Source organism: Pantoea sp. Taur (assembly GCF_009830025.1).
Lineage (GTDB): Bacteria > Pseudomonadota > Gammaproteobacteria > Enterobacterales > Enterobacteriaceae > Pantoea > Pantoea communis.
In genome coordinates, this window is sequence record NZ_SZZZ01000013.1 from 28,149 (window position 1) to 50,592 (window position 22,444).

Genomic DNA, 22,444 nt, shown 5'->3' on the forward strand with positions numbered 1-22,444 from the left:
ACTTACTCAAAATCAGGAAGAAAACGTTTCACATCCACCTCTTTGAACTTCGAGCGTTCAAAGTGCGCCTTCATGTGCCACGGCACGGTGCAATCAAAGATGGTTTTGCAGGTCACGCCCTGTTGGCTAATGCTTGCGCTGTATTCCGGCACCTGTGAAGGATCGAGCGGATGGCAGCGCACACCAGGAATGGTGAGGTGATCGACATCGCCCTGATAGCGGGTTTGCATCGCCCACAGAATGTCGTCGGTGTCGAACACATCCACATCGTCATCCACCAGGATCACGTGTTTAAGTTCAGAGAAGGCGGCGAAGGCGATCAGTGCCGCCTGGCGCTGGCGTCCTTCATCCACTGCGGAGGCTTTTTTGAACTGGATGACGGCCAGTAATTTTCCGCCGCCAGAGGTGTGCGCATTGACGTTCAACACGCGACCCGGCATCGCACGATCCAGCATATCCAGAATGCTGGCTTCAGTGGGAATACCCGCCATGCTGACGTGCTCGCCACTCGGGCCTAAAGTGGTTTGCAGAATCGGGTGTTTACGATGGGTGACGGCTTTCACCTTGATCACCGGCAGCGCATCCTTGGCTTCGCCGGTGTATCCCGGAAACTCTGGCATCGCTTTACCCGTATTAGTGTTCTGATCTTCACGCACGCGCACGTTAGGCAGCAGTTCGCCTTCAATCACGATTTCAGCATGGGCGATGGCTTTTTCATTGATGCTCACGCACGGCGTTAACTGCACCGGATAGCCGCGCAGCGCACCGGCAATGCTGAGTTCGTTGTAGCCCAGCGGCGTGGTCGGTGGTTCAAAGCAGGCGGCGATCTCAATCGCCGGATCGACACCAATACTGATCGAGATAGGCAGCGGCTGTCCGGCCTTTTCGGCTTTTTCACGGAAGGCGTCGATGTGACGACCCGGCGTCAGCCACATCGAAAGCTCATCACGGCTCTGAATGCACAGGCGATGGATAGTGATATCCGACTCGTGGGTTTCCGGATCCGAGGCGTAGCACATGCCCATGGTGAAATAGGGACCAGCATCTTCTTCAGTGTTGGTAGGTGCAGGCAACAGCGTGCGTAGATCGAAAGCCGGATCTTCCGCATAGTGCACCACTTCCTGGCACAGCGGTTTGGTGCTGGTCACCACCGGAGCAATCGCGTGGTGGACGGAATCTTTCAGCAGGAAGCCTAGCTTTTCAGGCGGGCAGTTGAGAAGATGGCCAACGCGCTCACGAGTCGACATCAAACCGGTGACCACGCGCACATCAGGGAAGCCTTTGACCTTATTGAACATCATCGCCGGACCTTTGCGGGTTGGACGTTCACAGGTGCCACCTGCGCCGACATAGCGATAAACACCAGACAGTTCGGCGTGTGGATCGACTTCAGTATTGGTGCTGACAAACTCGCCTTTCAGGCTGGTGAGTAGCGCGATGGCCGAGCGCAGATCGTGCACGGCTGGGGTTTTATTTTCAGACATACTTCTCTCCATAAACGCGTTAACTGCGATGAAGAAAAAGTAGCGCCAAATAAAAAAGTTAAAAACTACCGTTTATATTCACAGGCTAAACCTTTTTGGTATGCCTGTAATAAAGGATGTTGGGATGTTTTTATTTTATGAATTTCGTAGCAGAAAGGTTAATACCACAGGCAATAAAAAAGGCGCGATAAGACGCGCCCTTAACCTGTTAACTTTTCGAGATTTTTTCTGTCGCTTCGTTCAGTGCATTAATCACAATTTCGAGCGACTCAGGCGAAATATCTTCCTGGGATAAGCGATGATTCAGCGTGTGTCGAATATGATGAATCGCCTGCTCGACTTCCGGAATACTGCGATTATTCACCAGAATCGCCAGCGAAGTCAGTCGCTCAATAATATTGGCAATATTCTCGCCGTTCTCGGCTAATAATGCGCGACCACCTTCATTGAGTGCGTAGGCTTTACGCGACGCATGCGCATCCACTACGCGGATTGCATCCATCTCTTCGAGCAAAGTGAGGTTAGGATAGATGATGCCAGGGCTGGGGGAGTATTCCCCTTTGGACAGCTCTTCCACTGACTTGATCAGCTCATAGCCATGCGCAGAACCGTTGGCGAGGAAATGCATCATCAACAGGCGGATATCACTGGCATCCAGCATCCTTTCCCGGCGCTTTTTACGCGCACCTGCACAGATTGCACGTTGTGCATTATCGGACTGCCATGGAAAATCCCGCTGCTGTTTCATTGCCTTCCCTGAGGTCAATTAAGGGAGGTTGATAGTAGTCTGCCGCCTGGCAAAATTCAACACAGGCGGCAGCGGGCGCGGCGAAGTCAGTTATTTCTGATGCCAGTAGGCCACCGCACGTACGAAATCAGTGTGCGCACCACGGCGTTGCGTGAAGTAGTCGCTCAGCAGTTTTACCGCTTCACCTTCACCGGTCAGCCAGATGAAATACTCTTCTGTGGGCAGTGAGATCTGATCCAGCTGCGCAATCAGCGGGCCGAGGTTATCTACCTGCATGCTGCCACTGCCGAGCCAGGTCACCTGCACATTTGGCAGATCGCCGAGATAATCGCGTCCGGTGGTTTCATCGGCGTAGGCCAGCAGATGGATCTGCTGCGCCTGCATCTCAGCGTAGCGACGCTTGAAGGCTGGCAGACCGGTCTCATCGCACACGTAAATCTGGCAGCCATAATCCACGGGCACCACACAGGATCCACGCGGGCCGCCCATAGCGATTTGATCGCCTGGCTTTGCCTCATTCGCCCAGCTGCTGGCCACGCCGCCATCGTGAATATAGAAATCGAGCGTCAGGGAATCCGTACCGTTAAACGCCAGCGGCGTGTAGTCACGCGCAGCCGGACGTACGCCACCAGGCCAGACGATCCCTTCTTCGGTCATTTGCGGCAAGGCCAAAGCACTGCCAGCGTTGTCCGGGAAGAACACTTTGATGTGATCGTCGAACGATGGCGAATTGAAGCCCGCCAGATCGCTGCCGGTAAACTCGATGCGCCAGAATTCACCGGCGATTAAGGTTTTGCTCGCCACGGTGATATGACGGAAACGTAATTCGTTGCGTACGCGCTTCGGTGCGCGATCGTTAGTGTTTTTTTGCAAGTGTTCTCTCCAGGCAGATGCATCATGCTGACGTCCCTGCCAATCGGTGTATTTAAAGGATTGCCAGTGCTTCGGCGGCCATTTCCGCGACCTGTGAGTCGTTAGCGCCGTGCGCCCCGCTCACGCCAACCGCGCCAATCACTTCGCCGTTAAGCCATAAAGGAATACCGCCTTCCAGCGGGGTGACGCCGGGCGTGGCCAGAAAACTCGGGCTGCCAGCGTTGATGAAGGTCTCAAATTCTTTTGACGGTGCACGCAGCAGTGCTGCCGTGCGCGCTTTGCCCAGCGCCACCGTCGGGCTGATGCCAATCGCCTTGTCGCTGCGATCCAGGCTCACTAACTCGCCCGCACGATCCACCACGGCCACACTGATATGCCAGCCGAATTCTGCTGCGGCCTCAAATGCGGCGTTAATCACCACGCGAGCAGCTGCCAAAGAGATGGTGTGACAAGGGTTTGCCAGCGCACTGCTGGCCGATGCTGATTGTTTATCCATAATTTTGCCCCGTACCGGACGTCAGAAGTCCGCGCATGAATCAAACGTTATCGAAAATCATTCTCATCTGACGCCAGGCAGAATAGCTATGATATATCTTCGTTGCAATGCCGAAAAATGCTATTGGGAAAAGTTGCAGAATTTTCGGTGTGACTTGGCAGGTATTAACGCTTAAGGGGTTTCAGGAGAGCACCGCAGCGAGTTCTCCCGCACAGGGAATTAAGTTCGACTAGCGAACAACAGCAAGCAACGATCGCGCCGCAACAAACGTGCGGCGTGTCATCGATATTAACGGAGTAAAGCGCGGTAAAACGGAGGTGAAATCAGGCCTGATGATTACTGCAGTTGACGAAGCTATTGTCATCCTGGCTGTGCTGCGGCAGCGGGTTATCACCCACAATTTCATGCTGCTGGCAGTGAGTCTGATGAGGATGCAGGCCGCCCGGCGGAGAGAAAGGCTCAGCCATCTGTGCACTTGCCAGCGAGGAAAACGCCACAAGCGCTGTCATGAGGAACAACGGTAAAAGTCGCATAATTTTTTCTTTTTCACTTTGACGGTCCAGAGCGGACCAGGAATGCAGGTGATTATCCAGCCTGATGTGTGGCGGCTGGTGTTTTACGCGGCCAATCAGGTTTCAATGAAGGATTTTACGCCAGTTACGGCGAATATTTTATAAAATCGTGCGGTTAGTCACAGATAACCGCACGATTTATGCATTAGCAGGTGGAGACCGGAATGTAGAAAGTGCCCTGTAGCAAATCGGGCGTGCTGTATTTCAGATCCAGCTTCAGTAAATCTTTACCTGCCCGACGTGCCACGCCCAGTGCAGGCAAGTGGTTGTAGTAAATTTCGGCGGTAAACGCGTTGATCTCTTCCGGTGCGCCGTGCCAGTCAATCTCGGCATACAAACCACTCTCACCGGTCCAGTTCTGCACGTTGCGCGGCAGCACATCGGCATACTGACTTTCCAGTGCCTGGAACAGACTAATGTGCTGTTGATCGGCAGAATTCACACCCGGACTGAACTGGAAGCCCAGCCAGCCACGGCTGACATGTTTACCGGCAAAGCGGACAAAATCGCGGGTATGCTGCGCGACCACCTGATTATGATGATCGATGTACTCGCCAAAGCGGCATTCCCACTCAATCACTTCACCACATAGCTGCAACTCCGGCTTCTCGGCCAGACGCGCGTTGACCCACGAACGCTGCGTGGAAATACGACTGTGGAAATCCTTCATCAGCATGTCCGGGATGCGACGATAGGCGCCGGGCGTCATGGAGAAGTGGCTTTTGAATACCCTCGTGAAATTCTGCTGGTTATCGAAGCCAAAGCGCACGGCAATATCGATCAGCGGCATGCTGGTCAAACGCAGCGCCATCGCTGACATGGTCAGGCGACGCTTGCGCGTATACGAGGCCAGCGTTTGGCCGGTCATCTCTTTGAACATGCGCTGCATGTGCCACTTGGAGTAACCAGATTTCAGGGTAATCAGATCGATATTGAGCTCATCGGTCAGATTCGCCTCTATCCAGTCCACCAGATCGTTGATGTACTGTTTTTTAAGATTCAGGCTGAGCATGATTTTTTCAATCGAGTGATAAGTGTGAAGGTAATGAATTTGCGCGATTAGTCACATAAATATAACAAAAACGTATTACTTACGTAAGGAAGAGTAAAGGCAGCGAGGCGGGAAAAAGCATTAATTGCTTAGGTTACTAACGTTTTAGGGTCAATTTTTGTACTGCGATAATGTGAATAAGGTCGCTATTACCAGCGACCTTCACGCAATTTTTGTAACGGGGTGCACACTGTTGCGAAACCGGTCTCTGTGAAGACTCAGTGCGTATGCATGCCTGCCGCGTTCATCATCATACGAAACAGTGATGCCACCACCCCCAGTGCCAGCACGCTTGCGCCATAAATAATGACCAGCCACATCACCCGCTTCCACCATGGCGACGGCGTTACCCTGTCTTTCATCTTGCTGACCTGGATTGGCATATCAATGGTACCCCTCATCGGCTTTGATTTTTCCGCGGAACACGTAGTAACTCCAGAAGGTGTAACCCAGAATCACCGGAATAATCAGTAAAGCGCCCACCAACATAAACGCCTGGCTACTGGCCGGAGATGCGGCCTGCCAGATAGTGATCGACGGCGGTACGATGTTTGGCCAGATACTGATACCCAGACCGGAGAAACCGAGGAAAATCAGCGCCAGCGTCAAAAGAAACGGTGAGTAATGCGCCTCACGCTTGATGGCGCGCACAATCCCCCACGAGCACAGCACCACCAGTAGCGGAACCGGCAGGAACCAGAACAGGTTGGGACGTGAGAACCAGCGTTGCGCGATATCCGCGTGGGTGAGCGGCGTCCAGACACTGATAATGCCGACCACCAGCAGCAGCGTCAGGGTAAGTGGCGTGGCCAGCGCTGACATTTTGCGGTGCAGGTCGTGCTCGGTTTTCATAATCAGCCAGGTGCAGCCCAGCAGTGCATAAGCAATCACTAAGCCGATACCGCAGAACAGCGGGAACGGCGCCAGCCAACTCATTGCTGAACCGACATATTCACGGCCAGATACCGGGAACCCATTAAGAATGGCGCCCACGGCCACGCCCTGACTAAAGGTCGCCAGCAGCGATCCGGCGATGAACGATTTATCCCAAAACGGACGATGCTCTTCAGTAGCTTTAAAGCGGAACTCAAACGCCACGCCGCGAAAAATCAAACCGATGAGCATCGCGGTTAACGGGATCGATAGCGCATCCAGCAGCACCGAATAGGCCAGCGGGAATGCGCCATACAGCGCTGCGCCCCCTAGCACTAGCCAGGTTTCATTACCATCCCACACTGGCGCCACAGTGTTGACCATCATGTCGCGCTCGATCGGATCTTTGTTGAATGGCAGCAACAGTCCAATACCCAAATCGAAGCCATCCATCACGATATACATCAGGGTGCCAAACACGATGATGGCGAACCAGATGATAGAAAAGTCGATCATAATTATTGCTCCCCACGTTTATGGGTATTGGCCGCTGACAGCGGACGAGCCGGAGTGTGTTGCTCGCCCGGGCCACCGTGCGCCACTTCTCTACCTTCACCGGTCACTGGACCTTGTTTAATCAGGCGCATCATGTAGTGATAGCCGACACCAAACACCGAGCAGTAGACCACGATGAACGCCATCAGACTGATGCTCATATGCAGATTGCCATGGGCGGAGACCGCATCAATGGTGCGCTGCACGCCATATACTACCCACGGCTGGCGACCCATTTCGGTGGTGATCCATCCCGCCAGAATGGCGATCAGTCCCGATGGCCCCATCAGCAAGCAGAACCACAAAAACGGCCGCGACTGATACAGGCGCTTCTTCATCCGCAGCCACAGGCTGATCACTCCCATACCGATCATCAACAAACCGAGCGCTACCATCACGCGGAACGACCAGAAAATCACGGTGGAGTTTGGGCGATCCTCTTTCGGGAAGGTTTTCAGTGCCGGGATCTGCTTCTGAAGGCTGTGCGTCAGAATCAGGCTACCGAGATAGGGAATCTCCAGCGCATATTTGGTGCGCTCCTGTTCCATATCCGGCACACCGAACAGAATCAGTGGCGTGGCCTCACCCGGCTTGTTTTCCCAGTGCCCTTCTATCGCCGCGATTTTGGCTGGCTGATATTCCAGCGTGTTCAGGCCATGCGCATCGCCGAGAAACGCCTGAATCGGTGAGACGATCAGTGCCATCCACAGCGCCATCGAAAACATCTTGCGCACGGCTGGGTTGTCATTGCCGCGCAGCAGATGCCAGGCCGCAGAAGCGCCGACAAAGAAGGCACTGGCGAGGAAAGCCGCGGTGGACATATGTAGCAATCGGAACGGGAATGAGGGGTTAAAAATGATCTTGAGCCAGTCCTGCGGCACCACGACGCCGTTTTCGATGATGTAACCCTGTGGGGTGTGCATCCAGCTGTTACTGGCCAGAATCCAGAAAGTCGAGAAAATGGTGCCTAATGCCACCATGCAGGTTGCGAAGAAGTGCAGACCGGGGCCGACGCGGTTCCAGCCAAACAGCATCACACCGAGGAAACCCGCTTCCAGGAAGAAGGCGGTTAACACTTCATAGGTCAGTAATGGCCCGGTGATACTGCCGGCAAACTGCGAGAAACCACTCCAGTTAGTACCGAACTGGTAGGCCATTACCAGTCCGGAGACCACGCCCATACCGAAGTTTACGGCGAAGGCTTTGGACCAAAAATGATAGAGATCGCGATAGGTCTCGTTGCGGGTTTTCAGCCACATCCCTTCGAGCACAGCCAGGAAACTGGCGAGGCCGATGGTGATGGCTGGAAAAATAATATGGAAGGAGACAGTAAAGGCGAACTGTATCCTTGCCAGGTGAAAGGCATCTAATCCAAACATTGCTTACCTCATTGCCACAAAGTGCACTGGAATTTTTACTTATAATGAACAACAGCGTGCGGGGAGTTATTTCGTCTTATCGAATGAAAGGTCGCTCTAATGTAAAGGGAAGACGCCAGAACGAAAATAAACAGAGGAAGTCTGTAAAACTATAACAGTGTTTTTTGATGGCGATCATTGTCTCGATCAGAGACTAATTGATTGATATGACAGCCCAAAGGTTAACAATCCTCACTTATTGTGACGATATTGTTATTGATCCATAAGGCAGAACTTCAGCGTTAACAGGTAAGCACTTCATTTGATTATTATTATTATATGCAGACAACAGAAAGGTTAATTAACTTTCTCGCTAAATGGCGTGTCAATAATTCCAGACAATATGGTGTTATCCCGATTGTTAATTAAAATGGCCTGTTTTTAATACCAAACGATATATTTTTCAGACCTGCACTCAGCGCATCGCGCTCTCTTCACTCTTAACGCTTTGCGGCATAGCGTTTGCAAGCATTAACCCGCTGTGCTTTTTTAGAGCAGCAAAGCCATCGGTTAATCAGCGAAGGAGAGGTTATGACCCGTCTTACCGCACAGGATTTTCCCCAGGAACTGCTTGAGTTATATGACTATTACGCGCACGGCAGGATCAGTAAACGTGAGTTCATCACCCTGGCCGCCAAATTCACCATCGCCGGTATGACCGGTGCCACCCTGCTTACCGCCATGAGCCCCAACTATGCACTGGCGCAGCAAGTTGAATTCACCGACCCCGAGATCAAACCCGAATACATCCACTATCCCTCTCCGCAAGGCCATGGCGAGGTGCGCGGCTATTTGGTGCGTCCAGCCAAGGCAACCGGCAAAGTGGGCGCGGTGGTGGTGGTGCATGAGAATCGCGGACTGAATCCGTACATTGAAGATGTCGCACGTCGCGTGGCCAAAGCCGGATATATCGCGCTGGCACCGGATGGCCTGAGCTCAATGGGCGGTTATCCGGGTAATGATGAAGAGGGTCGTGCAATGCAGGCCAAAGTCGATCCCACTAAGTTGATGAACGACTTTTTTGCTGCCGTCGATTTCCTGATGCACCACGAGGAAGGCACTGGCAAAGTGGGGATCACTGGCTTCTGTTATGGCGGCGGTGTGGCGAATGCTGCTGCAGTGGCCTTCCCCGAACTGGCTTGTGCAGTGCCGTTTTATGGTCGCCAGCCCAAAGCGGAAGACGTGCCACGCATTAACGCCCCGCTGCTGCTGCACTATGCCGCGTTAGACAAAGGCATCAACGAAGGCTGGCCAGCGTATGAAGAGGCGCTGAAAGCTAACCATAAAACCTATGAAGCCTATATCTATCCCGGCGTAAATCATGGCTTCCACAACGACTCGACCCCGCGTTATAACAAAGCGGCAGCAGAGTTAGCGTGGAGCCGGACATTGGGGTGGTTTGAGAAATACCTGCACGGATAATGCCAGCACCCGACGGCGGGACGCGCAACGAGGACGGCCCTGGGGCCGCCCTCTTCTCACGGCTACAGTGCGAAATGTCGCAATGCATCGCGATTGATTTCAATGCCTAATCCCAGCCCGTTCGGGATTTGCACCCACCCTTTTTGCTGCACAATGGGCTCAGCAATGATGGCCTGTCGAATCGGATGCTCGGTTTGATCGAATTCAAGCAGCGGCTGAACCGGCTGTAACGACGTGGGCGTATGCGTGGGCACTGTCGCCATCCATTGTAACGAAGCTGCAATACCAATGCCGCTGCCCCAGACATGCGGATTGACGCGCACACCAAACGCCTGCGCCATATCAGCAATCTTCTTGCACTCTGATAAACCACCGGCCGCACAAATATCGGGTTGGATAATATCCATCGCCTGCTGTGTCAGCACTTCGCGGAAACCATAGCGGGTGAATTCGCACTCGCCACCGGCTACCGGGATATCAATCGCGGCTTTCACTGCACGGTAGCCGGCTAAATCTTCCGGCGGCACTGGCTCTTCAAACCAGCCAATATCCAGCTCTTCCACTTCCCGGCCAAGCCGAATGGCGGCTATCGCATCATAGGCATGATTAGCATCGATCATTAGCGCCGCGTCTTCGCCAATGGTGTCGCGAATGGCCCGCGTCACGGCCGCATCCTCGCGCACGCCAAATCCCACTTTGAGTTTCATTGCCTGGAATCCCTGCTCTATGTAACCCGCCGCTTCTTCGCACAAATAGTGCAGCGGATCCCCACTGTCACGCCGATACAATCCGGTGGCGTAAGCCTGCACTTCGGTTCGCGTGGCGCCACCCAGCAGTTGATAAGTCGGGACGCCAAAATATTTGCCGCGCAGATCCCACAGCGCGATATCAATGCCGCTCAATCCCTGAATCACCACGCCTTTTTGGCCGTGGTCGCGCAGCCTGGCGTAAAGTTCCTGCCAGAGAAACTCGCTGCGCAATGCATCTTCGCCAATCAACATCTGCCCGAGTTCCTCCACCACCGCTTTGGTGATGCGCGCCGGACCGTAGCACTCTCCCCAGCCAACCAGCCCCTGATCGGTAACGATCTCCACCAGCATCGCGGTGCGGGTATCATAACGGGCACGTGAATAGGCGAACGGTTGGCTAAGTTTGGCACTCAGCAGATGCGTATTAACCGCGGTGATTTTCATGATTGTGGCTCCTGCGGGGTGTCAAAAATTTCACTCATGATGCGTCCATCGAGATCGCGTGTGTCAAGGCCAAGCCAGTGCGCCAGCGTTGCCGCCGGATCGGTCATGCGGTAAGGCCCTCGCTGCTGGCGCGGATGGTAGTAACCTTGTCGAATGCCTTTGCCCCATGCCAGCATCACGCCATAGTTGGAGCCAAGCGCGGTTTCTGCGGTGGGTTTCTGCGGGCCATGATTTGCGCCTGGCTCCTCTACAGCACAAATATCTTCACCCGTCTGGCTAACGCCCCAGACGAAACCGGTGTTGTAGGCAAAGACAATGTCGCCTGCGCAGTCGCCCCAGAATCCCAGAGCCACTGCATCGTCACGTCGCAGCGCGATACTCACCGCGTTACGCACGCCATCGCCCTCCTGCACCTGCCAGCCGCTCAATGCCTGCAGGGTTCGCGCACAGAGATCGTCAACCTGCGCTGGTGCAACGACGTCATGATTCACGAAGATTTCCAAACCACCGCGCTCTGCTTTGAGATAGAGCGGCGAACGGGCCATATCTGGCAAGCCTTGCGCGTCCAGCACGGCCAGTGTCTGCTTTTGCAGATAACGATAGATGTCGCACATATAACTGTTGGGCACAGCGCCGTGATCGGAGGCGAGCATCACCAGCGTTTCCTCGTCCGTTTCATCCAGTAAGCGGCCAATGCTGTGATCAAGGATTTGGTAACTGCGACGCATCACCGCGTCGTATTGCTCTGCCTGCTGTGCATCAAAGAACGGAGAGTCTGGATCGGTCTGCCCAAGGCAGTTGTGGTGCGATTCGTCCACCATTCGGTGCACCGTGGCCCACAATGCAAACCCCTGGCGTTGCGTTAATTCCAGCGCGCTATCCACCAGCCACTGTGACTGCTCATCGCCCTCCTGCCAGGTTGCCGCCAGATAAGGGGTATGTGGCGCCGCTTTTGCCACCCATTTGCTGAAGAAAGGCGTTTGTTGCTGTAAATAACGCGCATCACTGCTCAGGGCATTGGCACGCGTTACCTGGCTTTGCAAAATTTCGATATTGCCCTGAGTGTCGCATTCACCGCAGTAAAAACGCACGCTGCCAGGAATGTCATAAGCGGCAAGCGACAGCCAGGCAGACCACTGTCCGATCGGCAGGACAACTCGCTGTTCACCGAGCAGCAGGGAGGGCTGTCCCTGCTCAACCTGCAGCGTTAACGCCAGCTCATCACCCTGCCCGCCGCGTAACCACAGGACATAACCCTCTTCGCTCACCTCAAGCGCCTGCCACGCGCCTTTATTGTGATACGCCAGCGCACTTTTCGGTGGCCAGCCCAGCGTTTGTTGCTTTGCACCGCCCTGGCCTAAACGCTCGCTGAGGCGCGTGGTGTGTCCCATTGGCCGGAATATCTCGCCCGGCCACGGCTGAGCACGTCCCCAATAGGGCGCAAAGCTGAAGTGGTCGCCATCGGCTTTAACGCTTTCCGGAAAATGCACCAGTGCCGCACGCTGTCCAGCCTCTTGCAGGGTTGCCAGCAAGTTGTGGCTTTGCTGATTGTCGGGCGGCAATCCCTGGCCAATCCAGCTGGTGCCGGGACTCTGCCCGGTCAGAAAGGTCACCCAATTCACATCGCCCCATGCCGAGATAAAGGGCAGTAACTCCGCTGCAGAGCCCTGCTGTAGCATACGGGCAATATGGGGCAGCGCGCCCTGTGCCACATAGCGTTGCAGCAGCGGCATGGTCAGGCCGTCAACGCCAAAAATAATCGCCTTGCGCATCGTAACTCCTGTCAAAGAGAGGGCGTGAGTCGCACGCCGGGAGAGGGGAAGCCGGGCTGCTGCATCAGCCCTTCCAGAATACTTTGCAGGCTACTGCGGATGTGTAGTCGCATCGCCTGTTCGGCCGCATCGGCATCGCGCGACTGCATGGCCGCTAAAATCTGACAATGCTCGAGCCAGGATTGCCATTTACGGCCTGGCAGATTCATCGCGATAACGTGAAAAAGCTGAAGACGATCCAGATAAAGCGTCATGATGCTGCTGATATAAGGATTGTCGGCGTGCGCAAAGATCAGCGTATGGATCTCATCACCGGCATCGGTAGCATTCAGTTCATCGTCACGCAGACCTTGCTCCAGCGCGGCCAGCTTATCCGCCATTACCGCCAGCTCATGATCAGGCGTTCGCTGCGTCGCCTGCCGCGTGGCAATCCCTTCCAGAGCCTCACGAATGACAAACAGCTGTTGAATATCCTGCAATTTGATTTCGCTGACGAACCAGCCTTTGCGTGGCGTCAACTCCACAAAGCGTTCCTGCTGCAGGCGATACAGCGCTTCACGTATCGGCGTGCGACTCATGCCCAACTGGTCAATCAATCCCATCTCTGTCAATGAGCTACCCGGTGCCAGCGTCAGTGACAAAATCATCTCTTTGATACGCCGATACGCTATTTCGCTGAGCGAAGGCTTGTAACCAGGACTCTCCATTACGCTTCCTCCCCAACATCCCGCAGTTCAAAACGTTTGATCTTGCCGACCATGAACAGATAGAAAAGGATCACTGCCACCGCATGTGCGATCACGAACCACAACACGCCGTTGAAAGATCCGGTGAGTTGCAGGATGAAGCCGATGATGATCGGCGTGGTGATGCTCGACGCATTGCTGAAGGTGTTAAGCACGCTGCCGGATAAACCTGCGATCTCTTTTGGCGCGGTGTCAGCGTTGACCGTCCAACCCATGCCGCCTATGCCTTTGCCGAGGAAAGAGGCCGCCATAATCGCGATAACGGCAGTTTCTGAGTCGGTGTAATTACACAGCACCATTACACAACACAGCAGCATGCCGCAGACAATCGGCAGTTTGCGCGCCAGTGACAGCGACATCCCGCGACGAATCAGCACATCTGACAGGAAGCCGCCCATAATGCCACCAAGGAATCCGCATACTGCCGGAATGGCAGCGACAAACCCCGCTTTCATGATGGTCATGTGCTTTTCCTGCACCAGGTAAACCGGAAACCAGGTGATGAAAAAGAAGCCAATCGCGTTTAAGCAATATTGCGCAAGGTAAATGCCCAGCATCATGCGGCTGCTGAGTAGTTGTTTCAGCCAGCTGAGGCGCGGCTTGTGCTTATCGCCATCCATATTCACCAGCGCCCCACCCTGCTGCATATGATCCAGCTCAGCCTGGTTCGTCATCGGATGGGACAAGGGATCGTGCACCAGTTTGCGGAATAGCGGCAGGAAGGCGATGCCGATCAAACCCAGCACGGTAAACACCGAGTGCCAGCCGTAGGTATGTGCCAGCCAGCCCATCAGCGGGGCAAAAAATACGGTGGCACCGTATTGCGCGGAGGCAAAGATCGCCGCCGCCGTGCCGCGCTCAGAAGCCGGGAACCAGGCCGCCACCAGGCGACTGTTCGCCGGAAATGACGGTGACTCCGCCGCACCGACTAAAAATCGCAGACAAAACACCACCACGACCGCCGCCGCGCCAGTGACAAAACCCGCGAGACCCGTCATCAGGGTGAACAGCGACCAGAAAAAGATACTCAGGCTGTAGATCAGTTTCGAGCCGTAGCGATCCAGCAGCCAACCACCCGGCAACTGGAACAGCACATAGGCCCAGCCGAATGCCGAAAAGATCACGCCCATGTCTACGGCGTTGAGTCCGAGATCTTTTGCCATCCCCGGCCCCGCCAGCGAGATCGAGGCGCGGTCGGCATAGTTAATCAGCGTGACAAAAAACAGCACGGCGACCACCAGCCAGCGCACGTTCGTTCTGCGTGCACTGATCGCCTTATCCAGCGTTATCGATTTAGATTGTCCCTGTGGCATGACGTACCTCATGACGACAGCATTAACCTTTTGGCCGTGGTGTTTTGGCCCCGTAACGCATCAAATTCAAGTTGGATGCGGATTGTATACAACGTAGATACAGGCTGGAGAGCGCGCCAGCGGGGTTACGGGTAACCGCTGTTTTTTGGTCATAAAGTGTGAGAAGGATCGAGAGATTCAGGGGGAGATCAGGAAAAAATGTGAAAGTGATCAGGGTAAAAAACGAGTGGGTCGGCACTCTGCGCCGACCTCGCGATTCAGGCTGATTGCGCATCCTTCACAATGCGGTGCACATTGCTTTCCAGCCAGTCGGCCAGGCCAATCACGTGCCCTTCAACTTCACGTCCGAGCGGCGTCAGGCGATATTCCACATGCGGTGGCACCACTTCATAGGCGATGCGTTCGATAAACCCATCTTCTTCCATATAGCGCAGCGTTTGCGCCAGCATGCGTTCACTGACGCCACCGATCTTGCGGCGCAGTTCGCTAAAACGCAGCGTTTCTTCGCGCAGCGCTAATAATACCAATACGCTCCAGCGGCTGGTGATGCGCTTGAGCACGTCGCGTGAAGGGCAATTGACGTTAAGCAGCTCGCCGCGGATAAATTTATTACTCAATTTTTCAGACATTTATGCTGCCTCTTCCAAACTAACAAATCTGTAAGTACTTACTAAAAGTTAGTTTATCCCTTAGGCTGATTTCATTCCAGCTCAAACTGAAGGAGAACATCATGATTGCGATTACCGGTGCCACAGGCCAACTGGGCCGTTTGGTGATTAACGAGTTACTGAAGAAAGTCCCTGCCAGCGAAGTGATTGCGGCAGTGCGTTCACCTGAGAAAGCAGACGATTTGAAAGCGCTGGGCGTGACGTTGCGCGCGGCGGATTACAGCAAGCCAGACACGCTGAAAAGCGCATTCAGCGGCGTCGACAAACTGCTGCTGATCTCTTCCAGCGAAGTGGGTCAGCGTGAAGCGCAGCACCAGGCGGTGATTGATGCGGCAAAAACGGCGGGCGTGAAGTTTATCGCTTACACCAGCCTGTTGCATGCGGACACCACCACGTTGGGTCTGGGCGTCGAGCATCGCGCCACGGAAGCGATGCTTAAGGCCTCAGGCGTGCCCTATGCCCTGCTGCGTAATGGCTGGTACACCGAGAACTATGCCGCCAGCATTGCCCCAGCGCTGGCGCATCACGCCTTTATTGGCGCGGTCGGTGAAGGCCGCATCTCATCGGCCGCTCGCGTGGATTATGCCGCCGCCGCCGCTGAAGTGATCAGCCGTGACGATCAGGCTGGTAAAGTGTATGAACTCGCTGGCGATGAGAGCTACACGCTGGCCGAGTTCAGCGCCGAGATCGCTAAACAGTCTGGCGAGCAAGTGGATTACATCAACCTGCCGCCTGCTGAGTTTGAGGCAGCATTGAAAGGCGCCGGTTTGCCGGATGCGCTGGCAGAACTGCTGGCGGACTCCGATGCCGGTGCCGCACAAGGCGGGCTGTTTGATGACAGCCGAGCGCTGAGCAAACTGATTGGTCGCCCGACCACGCCTTATGCCGAGGTGATTAAAGCCACACTGGCAAAATAATGCCTGTTCAGGCCAGCCCGAGCTGGCCTGATTCCCGTCTCGTATGCCACCAAATGATCAAAGCCAAACGCAGTATTTAAGCCAAATAATGGCGATTTTCTTATTTACAGATAATTCTGTGCACTGATTTGAACCAACATTTAAAACACTGCTTTCAATTCCTGAAATATAGCTTGTTGTAATCGCTGTAAATTCACTAAAAAGCCGGATCAATCGACAAGATTTATTACGTTCATAGATATTTCGCATTGTTGTCTCAGCTATTCAAAGCTCTATAATTTGTCCTTTGAGCAACCAGGCAATTTCAGGAGGCCGCTATTAATACTAACCAGCAACATCAAGCTTTCGGGGAACACGAAGCCCATGCTGATCTGGGGTATCAATACGATCCTCACGAATTTATCCGCGAAGGCATGGAGGATTCCGAGCCGGAACCGGAGCTGATCCAGGGTCTGCCCGCGCCAGATGCGCTTACCCCTGCCGATCGCTACCTTGAACTGTTCGAGCACGTGCAGATGTCGCGCATATTTCCGGATGGAAAAACCTTCCCGGACTGCGCGCCAAAATATGATCCGCTGGATATATTAATCCGCTATCGTCGCACCCGTCGCTCGGCCGAATTCGACCTCGAAAAATTCGTGCACGACCATTTTTATTTGCCGCAGGTGAATGAAAGTTTTTATGTTTCCAATCCGGATAAATCGCTGACGGAACATATTGACGAGCTGTGGCCGGTGTTAACTAAAATGCCGCAGCAGCATTTACCGCATTCATCGCTGCTGCCGCTGCCGAAACCTTATGTGGTGCCAGGCGGACGTTTTGGTGAGACCTATTATTGGGACTCCTATTTCAGCATGCTTGGCCTCGCAGATGCCGGGCGTGACGATTTGCTGCGCGACATGGCAGATAACTTCGCATGGCTAATCGATAACTACGGCCACGTGCCAAACGGCAACCGGACTTATTATCTCAGCCGTTCACAGCCACCGGTGTTTGCCCTGATGGTTGAGCTATTTGAAGAGGATGGGATTCGCGGTGCCAAGCGTTATCTCGACCAGCTGATGAAAGAGTATCAGTTCTGGATGGATGGCGCGGGCGAGCTGATGCCACATCAGGCTTATCGCCACGTGGTGCGCATGCCAGATGGCTCGCTGCTCAACCGCTACTGGGATGACCGCGACACCCCGCGCGATGAGTCGTGGATGGAAGACGTGGAAACTGCCAGCAAATCGAGCCGACCGGCTAATGAGGTCTATCGTGATTTGCGTGCCGGTGCCGCATCGGGTTGGGATTACTCCTCACGCTGGTTGCGCGATCCGCAACGTCTGGCCAGCATTCGCACTACGCAGTTTATCCCTGTGGACCTGAATGCGTTTCTCTACAAGCTGGAGCTGATGATCTCCACCCTGTCACACGCCAAAGGTGAAGAGCTAACGGCGCTGGCGTGGCAGAAAAAAGCCGATACGCGTAAGCAGGCAATTCATCGTTACCTGTGGGATGACACCGCAGGCGTGTACCGTGATTACAACTGGCGCGACGAACGCTTTGGTGCCTTCACGGCAGCGGCTGTGGTGCCGCTGTTCCTCGGCCTGGCCACGCCGGAGCAAGCGCATCTGCAGGCGGTGGCGCTGCGCCAGTTGCTGCTGACGCAGGGCGGTCTGGTGACATCGATGGTAGAGAGCGGTGAACAGTGGGATAAACCCAACGGCTGGGCACCATTACAATGGATGGCGGTAGTGGGTCTGAATCATTACGGCGAAGAGACGCTGGCGACAGAGATTGCCGTTAACTGGCTGACCACGGTGAAGAACTTCTATTCGCTGCATCACAAGCTGGTGGAGAAGTATGACATCAGCGGCGATCGTGCCCGTCCGGGTGGCGGCGGTGAATATCCACTGCAGGATGGATTTGGCTGGACCAACGGTGTGACCCGCAGGCTAATGTCGATGTACGGGCATCTGCTGGCGGATTAAAACAGAAAGGGCGCATCAGCGCCCTTTCTTTTTGGTGGTCATTATCGCAGCGGCTTATTGCGCATCTGTAAGCGGCGATGCAGCCCTGGATTCGCGCGATAAATTGCGCCAATACGCAACCTGCGCTTATTTATTTCCCTGCAAGAACGCCAGTAAGTCGTCGTTCAACTGATCCTGATGCGTCACCGCAAAACCGTGCGGGCCGTTCTCATACACTTTCAGCTCCGATCCTTCGATCATCTCGTGTACCAGCTTACCGGTGGCTTCAAACGGTACAATCTGGTCGTTGCTGCCGTGGATCACCAGCGTCGGCACATCCACTTTGGCGATATCGGCGCGGAAATCGGTCTCGGCAAAAGCCGTCACACAATCGATCGTGCCTTTCAGTGAGGCCAGCAGCGCGATATTCAGCGTCTGCGTCATCACGCCATCTGAAATAGACTGGCCGGCATTGGCGCCATAAAACGGTGTGGCGAAGTCTTTGATAAACTGCGCCCGGTCTTTACGCAGACCCGCTTTAATGCCATCAAATACCGCTTTTTCAACGCCTTCCGGATGGTCATCGGTTTTGCCGAAGATGGGCGTCACCGCGCCCAGCAGCACCAGCCCTTTCACTTTCGCCGTACCGTAGCGACCGATATAACGTGAGACATCACCGCCGCCCATTGAGAAGCCCACCAGCGTGATGTCGTCCAGTTGCAGATGCTCAATCAGCGCATGGATATCATCGGCGAAGGTATCGTAATCGTAGCCTTCCCACGGCTGCTCAGAGCGACCAAAACCGCGACGGTCAAACGCAATCGCGCGATAGCCGCGTTCGGCGAGGAAATTCAGTTGGCTATCCCACATATCCGCATCCAGCGGCCAGCCGTGGCTGAACAGCACGGGCTGTCCTTTGCCCCAATCTTTGTAATACAGGTTAACGCCGTCTTTTGCTTTGAATGTGCTCATGTTTTTTGCTCCGTTAAGTGAGTGATGTTGTGTCTGCCAATCAAACTACATTCGGTTGCTGCAAAAACCTAAAGCAGAGATTTTGACAACTTGTTCAAAGATTTTTGCCCTGCAAAGCTGTCAAAAAAGCCTGAACAAGTTGGCCGATTTTTTCCGCTATCAAGCATCTGGCGGGATTCGTAAGGTGCATACATCGCACATTTACAGGAACACGATGATGAGCCAGCAAAACCCAACGACGCCACGCGGCGGTGCTTTTTCTCCCTTCGCCTACGGGCTGTTCGCCCTGATCTGGACCGCCTCGGTACTCGGTAATACCGGCAGCTTTATTCGCGACGTCGCCAGCGCCTGGTTAGTCACCGGCTTATCCGATAATCCGACCGCCGTGGCGTTGATGCAAACCGCCGCCACCCTGCCGGTGTTCCTGTTGGCACTGCCCGCGGGCGTGCTCTCTGATATCGTCGATCGCCGCCGTCTGCTGATCGTGGTGCAGATTCTGATGGCCAGCGTCAGCGGCACTCTGCTGGTGCTGTCGCACAATCACTGGCTCACCGTGGAGTGGCTGATCGGCCTGACCTTTGTCGGTGGCATTGGTGCCGCGCTGTTTGGCCCGGCCTGGCAGGCGATTGTCCCTGAACTGGTGCCGCGTCATGAGCTAAAAAACGCCGTAGCGCTTAACTCGCTCGGCATCAATATTGCCCGCGCCATCGGGCCTGCCACTGGCGGTTTACTGCTGGCAAGTTTAGGCGCCATGGCGGCCTACGGTGCCGATGTGGCGAGTTATTTTTTCGTTATTGCTGCCCTGCTGTACTGGAAACGTCCGGCGAAAGCTAAAACCGAACTGAATGAGCACTTCTTTGGGGCCTTCCGCGCGGGCCTGCGCTATGTCAAAGCTAGCCGTGAACTGCACCGCGTGCTGTTCCGTGCCGCCATGTATTTCGCCTTTGCCAGTGCCATCTGGGCGCTGCTGCCGCTGGTAGCGCGCACCATGCTGCACGGTACCGCCGGTTTTTATGGTTTGCTGCTGGGCGCAGTGGGCGGCGGTGCGATTGCCGGTGCGCTGCTGTTGCCGCGTCTGCGTAGCAAACTCAGTAACGATGGTTTGCTGCTGCTCTCTGCGGTGCTGAGTGCGCTGGTCATGCTGGCATTAGCGATGAGCCCGCCGCAGTGGCTGGCGCTGCTGTTGATGCTGGTGCTGGGCGTCGGCTGGATCATTGCGCTGACCACGCTGAACGGCGTAGCGCAGGCGGTGCTGCCGGATTGGGTGCGCGGTCGCGGTCTGGCGGTGTATCTGATGGTGTTTAACGGCACATTGGCCGGTGGCAGTCTGGCGTGGGGTCTAATCGCGCAGCAACTGGGGCTGGCCACCACTTTGCTGATTGCCGGGGCCGGTCTGGTGATCACTGGCGTGCTGCTGAAACGTCTGACACTGCCTGCGGGTGAAGCGGATCTGCAACCCGCGGAGCATTGGGCCATGCCGGTGGTGCACGATGATGTCGATGTGCGTCATGGTCCGGTGTTGATTCAGATTCGCTACCGCGTGCCGCAGGAAGATCGCGCCGCGTTCAAAAAGGCGATTCACAAGCTGGCACAGTCTCGCCGCCGTGATGGCGCCTATTCATGGGGACTCATGGAGCAAACCGACGATCCGACAGCATTGCTGGAGTGGTTTATGGTGGAGTCCTGGCAGGAGCATATGCGTCAGCACCAGCGTGTGTCGCACGCCGATGCCGAACTTCAGCAGGCAGTTTTGCAATATCATCAGGGTGAAGAAGCCCCGCAGGTCAGTCACCACATTGCGATATAACAGCCTTTATGCGGGAGAATAAATCTCCTGCAATCCAGGAAGCGTGAGCAGATGCTCACGCCACCAGGTTGCCGCATTGCCGGTCGCGGTTTCATTCCACGCCAGATACGCCATATCGCGGCGGCATTCGCTATCCAGCTGGCGCGCCACCAGCGCGCCACTCTCCAGATGCGGTCTTGCCAGGTACAGCGGCAAATAACCACAGCCGAGACCATCCAGTTGCGCCTGCAGTTTCGCCGGGAAGTCATGCACGCTCAGCGTCTTCTGCTCATCCAGCACGCGTAAATCAATGCCCGCACCATGGCGAGACGAGTCGTGGACCGTCACCGCGCGGTACTGGCGAATTTGCTCGCGCAGCAGTGGTTCAGGTGCTGCAGCGAGGGGATGATCCGGCGCGACAGCAAACACATAATCCAGCCAGCCAAGCGGCTGGCAGACAATCTCTTTGCGCGTGGCGGGTTCCTGCACCGCGCCAAAGACAATGTCCGCTTCGCCATAGTTGAGCGCTTCCCAGCAGCCAGCCAGCACGTCCTGACGGAATTGCAGCTGAGTATGCGGGTGCTCCTGATAAAACTGATCAATCAGCGGCGTGAGAATGCGAAACGGCAGTGAGGCATCGACGCTGATCACCAACTGGCTTTCCCAGCCACTCTCAACATAGCGCGCCTGCTGTTCTAACTCATTCACCGCGCGCAGCAGGGTGCGACCTTTTTCCAGCATCAAACGCCCGGTCGGGGTGAAGGTGGCGCGATGTCCAGAGCGATCCAACAGCGTGATCTTGAGATCGCTCTCCATCTTCTGCACGGTATAGCTCAACGCCGACGCGGTTTTAAACAAGCGCGCAGCCGCAGCGGCAAAGGTGCCGTGGCGATCCAACGCATCCAAAATCAGCAGCGCCTCAAGGTTTAAACGCATACCCCATGCCTCCCCAAAAATTGTTGAACAACAACCCAAAATCTATCCGTTATCAATAAACGCTCTCATTTCGTATTTTTTTACTCAACGACGCAAGCACTTTCACCAGCGGAAACTCAGGAACTTACGATGAATTACTCACAACAAGCCAACCATGTGACGCTGGTGATTACCCACAGCATCCTGCCAGAACAGCAGGCCCATTATGAGCAGTGGCTCGACACCATCATGCCGCAAGCCGCGAGCTTTCCTGGCCATCTTGGCGTCAACGTGCTGCGCCCGGTGCACGGCGACAATGCTTACACCGTGCTGATTCGTTTTACCGGACTGGATGAGCTGTACGCCTGGCTGAAATCGGATCAGCGCAAAACGTTAATCCAGAACTTGCCAACGATGCTGGCACAACCAGAACATATTGAGGTGCGCCCCGGCGCCGCGTTCTGGTTTACCCCGACGCAAAAAGGCCAGGTCAAACCGGCGAAATGGAAACAATACTTACTGACGCTGGGGGTGATATTCCCCTCTACCAACCTGGTGCCGTGGTTCTGGAATCAGGTGTTGCCCGCCGCGCACGGCACGCTGTGGGGCCACTTGCTGAATGATGCCAGCGTGGTGGCACTGGTGGTGTTCTTGTGGATGCCGATCGTTACCCGTGTTTTAAAACAGTGGCTTATTGGCCGCAACGCGTAATCTAACT

At 54.9% G+C, this 22,444-nt stretch carries 21 protein-coding genes; 5 read left to right on the forward strand and 16 right to left on the reverse strand.

From position 1 onward, the window contains the following. Window positions 1-2 precede the first annotated feature (2 nt). The 9 genes from FD744_RS17095 to FD744_RS17135 form a co-directional block, all read right to left on the reverse strand. On the reverse strand, window positions 3-1,484 hold the full coding sequence (locus FD744_RS17095) for a UbiD family decarboxylase (protein ID WP_202403557.1): 1,482 nt from the start codon (window positions 1,482-1,484) through the stop codon (window positions 3-5). Window positions 1,485-1,692: 208 nt separating this feature from the next. Further along, window positions 1,693-2,232 (reverse strand): PadR family transcriptional regulator, encoded by a 540-nt coding sequence (locus FD744_RS17100; RefSeq protein ID WP_160868807.1) that lies wholly within the window; start codon window positions 2,230-2,232, stop codon window positions 1,693-1,695. A gap of 90 nt (window positions 2,233-2,322) precedes the next feature. Next, on the reverse strand, window positions 2,323-3,105 hold the full coding sequence (locus FD744_RS17105) for a siderophore-interacting protein (protein ID WP_160868808.1): 783 nt from the start codon (window positions 3,103-3,105) through the stop codon (window positions 2,323-2,325). Between the two features lie 52 nt (window positions 3,106-3,157). After that, window positions 3,158-3,601 carry a heme-binding protein gene (locus FD744_RS17110; protein ID WP_160868809.1) on the reverse strand — a complete coding sequence of 148 codons (444 nt, stop codon included), beginning with the start codon at window positions 3,599-3,601 and terminating at the stop codon, window positions 3,158-3,160. 323 nt (window positions 3,602-3,924) lie between these two features. After that, window positions 3,925-4,134: a hypothetical protein gene (locus tag FD744_RS17115; protein ID WP_034823294.1), complete on the reverse strand. Its 210-nt coding sequence runs from the start codon at window positions 4,132-4,134 to the stop codon at window positions 3,925-3,927. Window positions 4,135-4,318: 184 nt separating this feature from the next. Further along, window positions 4,319-5,185, reverse strand: coding sequence for a helix-turn-helix domain-containing protein (locus FD744_RS17120; RefSeq protein ID WP_045814716.1), 867 nt, complete (start codon window positions 5,183-5,185; stop codon window positions 4,319-4,321). A gap of 257 nt (window positions 5,186-5,442) precedes the next feature. Then, window positions 5,443-5,607 carry a DUF2474 domain-containing protein gene (locus tag FD744_RS17125; protein WP_064511324.1) on the reverse strand — a complete coding sequence of 55 codons (165 nt, stop codon included), beginning with the start codon at window positions 5,605-5,607 and terminating at the stop codon, window positions 5,443-5,445. A 1-nt stretch (window position 5,608) separates the two neighbouring features. Further along, the gene (gene cydB / locus FD744_RS17130) at window positions 5,609-6,613 is read right to left on the reverse strand and encodes a cytochrome d ubiquinol oxidase subunit II (RefSeq protein ID WP_058959314.1); all 1,005 of its coding nucleotides are present in this window, start codon (window positions 6,611-6,613) and stop codon (window positions 5,609-5,611) included. Between the two features lie 2 nt (window positions 6,614-6,615). Then, window positions 6,616-8,031, reverse strand: a complete 1,416-nt coding sequence (locus tag FD744_RS17135; protein WP_160868810.1) for a cytochrome ubiquinol oxidase subunit I — start codon at window positions 8,029-8,031, stop codon at window positions 6,616-6,618. A gap of 570 nt (window positions 8,032-8,601) precedes the next feature. Between FD744_RS17135 and yghX the strand changes: the two genes are divergently transcribed. Then, window positions 8,602-9,492 (forward strand): YghX family hydrolase, encoded by an 891-nt coding sequence (gene yghX / locus FD744_RS17140; RefSeq protein WP_160868811.1) that lies wholly within the window; start codon window positions 8,602-8,604, stop codon window positions 9,490-9,492. A 62-nt stretch (window positions 9,493-9,554) separates the two neighbouring features. Here the strand turns inward: yghX and FD744_RS17145 are convergent, their stop codons facing one another. The 5 genes from FD744_RS17145 to FD744_RS17165 form a co-directional block, all read right to left on the reverse strand. Next, complete coding sequence (locus tag FD744_RS17145) at window positions 9,555-10,685, reverse strand: mandelate racemase/muconate lactonizing enzyme family protein (protein WP_160868812.1); 1,131 nt, start codon at window positions 10,683-10,685, stop codon at window positions 9,555-9,557. Beyond that, window positions 10,682-12,457: an alkaline phosphatase family protein gene (locus tag FD744_RS17150; RefSeq protein WP_160868813.1), complete on the reverse strand. Its 1,776-nt coding sequence runs from the start codon at window positions 12,455-12,457 to the stop codon at window positions 10,682-10,684. The genes FD744_RS17145 and FD744_RS17150 overlap by 4 nt, the downstream gene beginning before the upstream one ends. An 11-nt stretch (window positions 12,458-12,468) precedes the next feature. Continuing rightward, the gene (locus FD744_RS17155; protein WP_058959309.1) at window positions 12,469-13,164 is read right to left on the reverse strand and encodes a GntR family transcriptional regulator; all 696 of its coding nucleotides are present in this window, start codon (window positions 13,162-13,164) and stop codon (window positions 12,469-12,471) included. Then, entirely contained in the window at window positions 13,164-14,516 is a 1,353-nt protein-coding gene (locus tag FD744_RS17160; RefSeq protein ID WP_153012255.1) for an MFS transporter, read from the reverse strand. The genes FD744_RS17155 and FD744_RS17160 overlap by 1 nt, the downstream gene beginning before the upstream one ends. A gap of 257 nt (window positions 14,517-14,773) precedes the next feature. Then, entirely contained in the window at window positions 14,774-15,145 is a 372-nt protein-coding gene (locus FD744_RS17165) for a helix-turn-helix domain-containing protein (RefSeq protein WP_034823303.1), read from the reverse strand. Window positions 15,146-15,246: 101 nt separating this feature from the next. Between FD744_RS17165 and FD744_RS17170 the strand changes: the two genes are divergently transcribed. Together FD744_RS17170 and treF are read left to right on the forward strand one after the other, a co-directional pair. Then, window positions 15,247-16,101, forward strand: a complete 855-nt coding sequence (locus tag FD744_RS17170) for an SDR family oxidoreductase (RefSeq protein ID WP_160868814.1) — start codon at window positions 15,247-15,249, stop codon at window positions 16,099-16,101. Between the two features lie 317 nt (window positions 16,102-16,418). After that, window positions 16,419-18,074, forward strand: coding sequence for an alpha,alpha-trehalase TreF (gene treF / locus FD744_RS17175; RefSeq protein WP_160868869.1), 1,656 nt, complete (start codon window positions 16,419-16,421; stop codon window positions 18,072-18,074). A 126-nt stretch (window positions 18,075-18,200) separates the two neighbouring features. On the opposite strand, the gene FD744_RS17180 is transcribed toward treF, so the two are convergent. After that, window positions 18,201-19,025 carry an alpha/beta fold hydrolase gene (locus FD744_RS17180; RefSeq protein ID WP_160868815.1) on the reverse strand — a complete coding sequence of 275 codons (825 nt, stop codon included), beginning with the start codon at window positions 19,023-19,025 and terminating at the stop codon, window positions 18,201-18,203. Window positions 19,026-19,242: 217 nt separating this feature from the next. Between FD744_RS17180 and FD744_RS17185 the strand changes: the two genes are divergently transcribed. Then, the gene (locus FD744_RS17185; RefSeq protein ID WP_160868870.1) at window positions 19,243-20,832 is read left to right on the forward strand and encodes an MFS transporter; all 1,590 of its coding nucleotides are present in this window, start codon (window positions 19,243-19,245) and stop codon (window positions 20,830-20,832) included. Between the two features lie 6 nt (window positions 20,833-20,838). On the opposite strand, the gene FD744_RS17190 is transcribed toward FD744_RS17185, so the two are convergent. Next, the gene (locus FD744_RS17190; RefSeq protein ID WP_160868816.1) at window positions 20,839-21,747 is read right to left on the reverse strand and encodes a LysR family transcriptional regulator; all 909 of its coding nucleotides are present in this window, start codon (window positions 21,745-21,747) and stop codon (window positions 20,839-20,841) included. 129 nt (window positions 21,748-21,876) lie between these two features. On the opposite strand from FD744_RS17190, the gene FD744_RS17195 reads away from it, so the two are divergent. Further along, window positions 21,877-22,437: an antibiotic biosynthesis monooxygenase gene (locus tag FD744_RS17195; RefSeq protein ID WP_034823309.1), complete on the forward strand. Its 561-nt coding sequence runs from the start codon at window positions 21,877-21,879 to the stop codon at window positions 22,435-22,437. The last annotated feature ends 7 nt before the right edge of the window (window positions 22,438-22,444 follow it).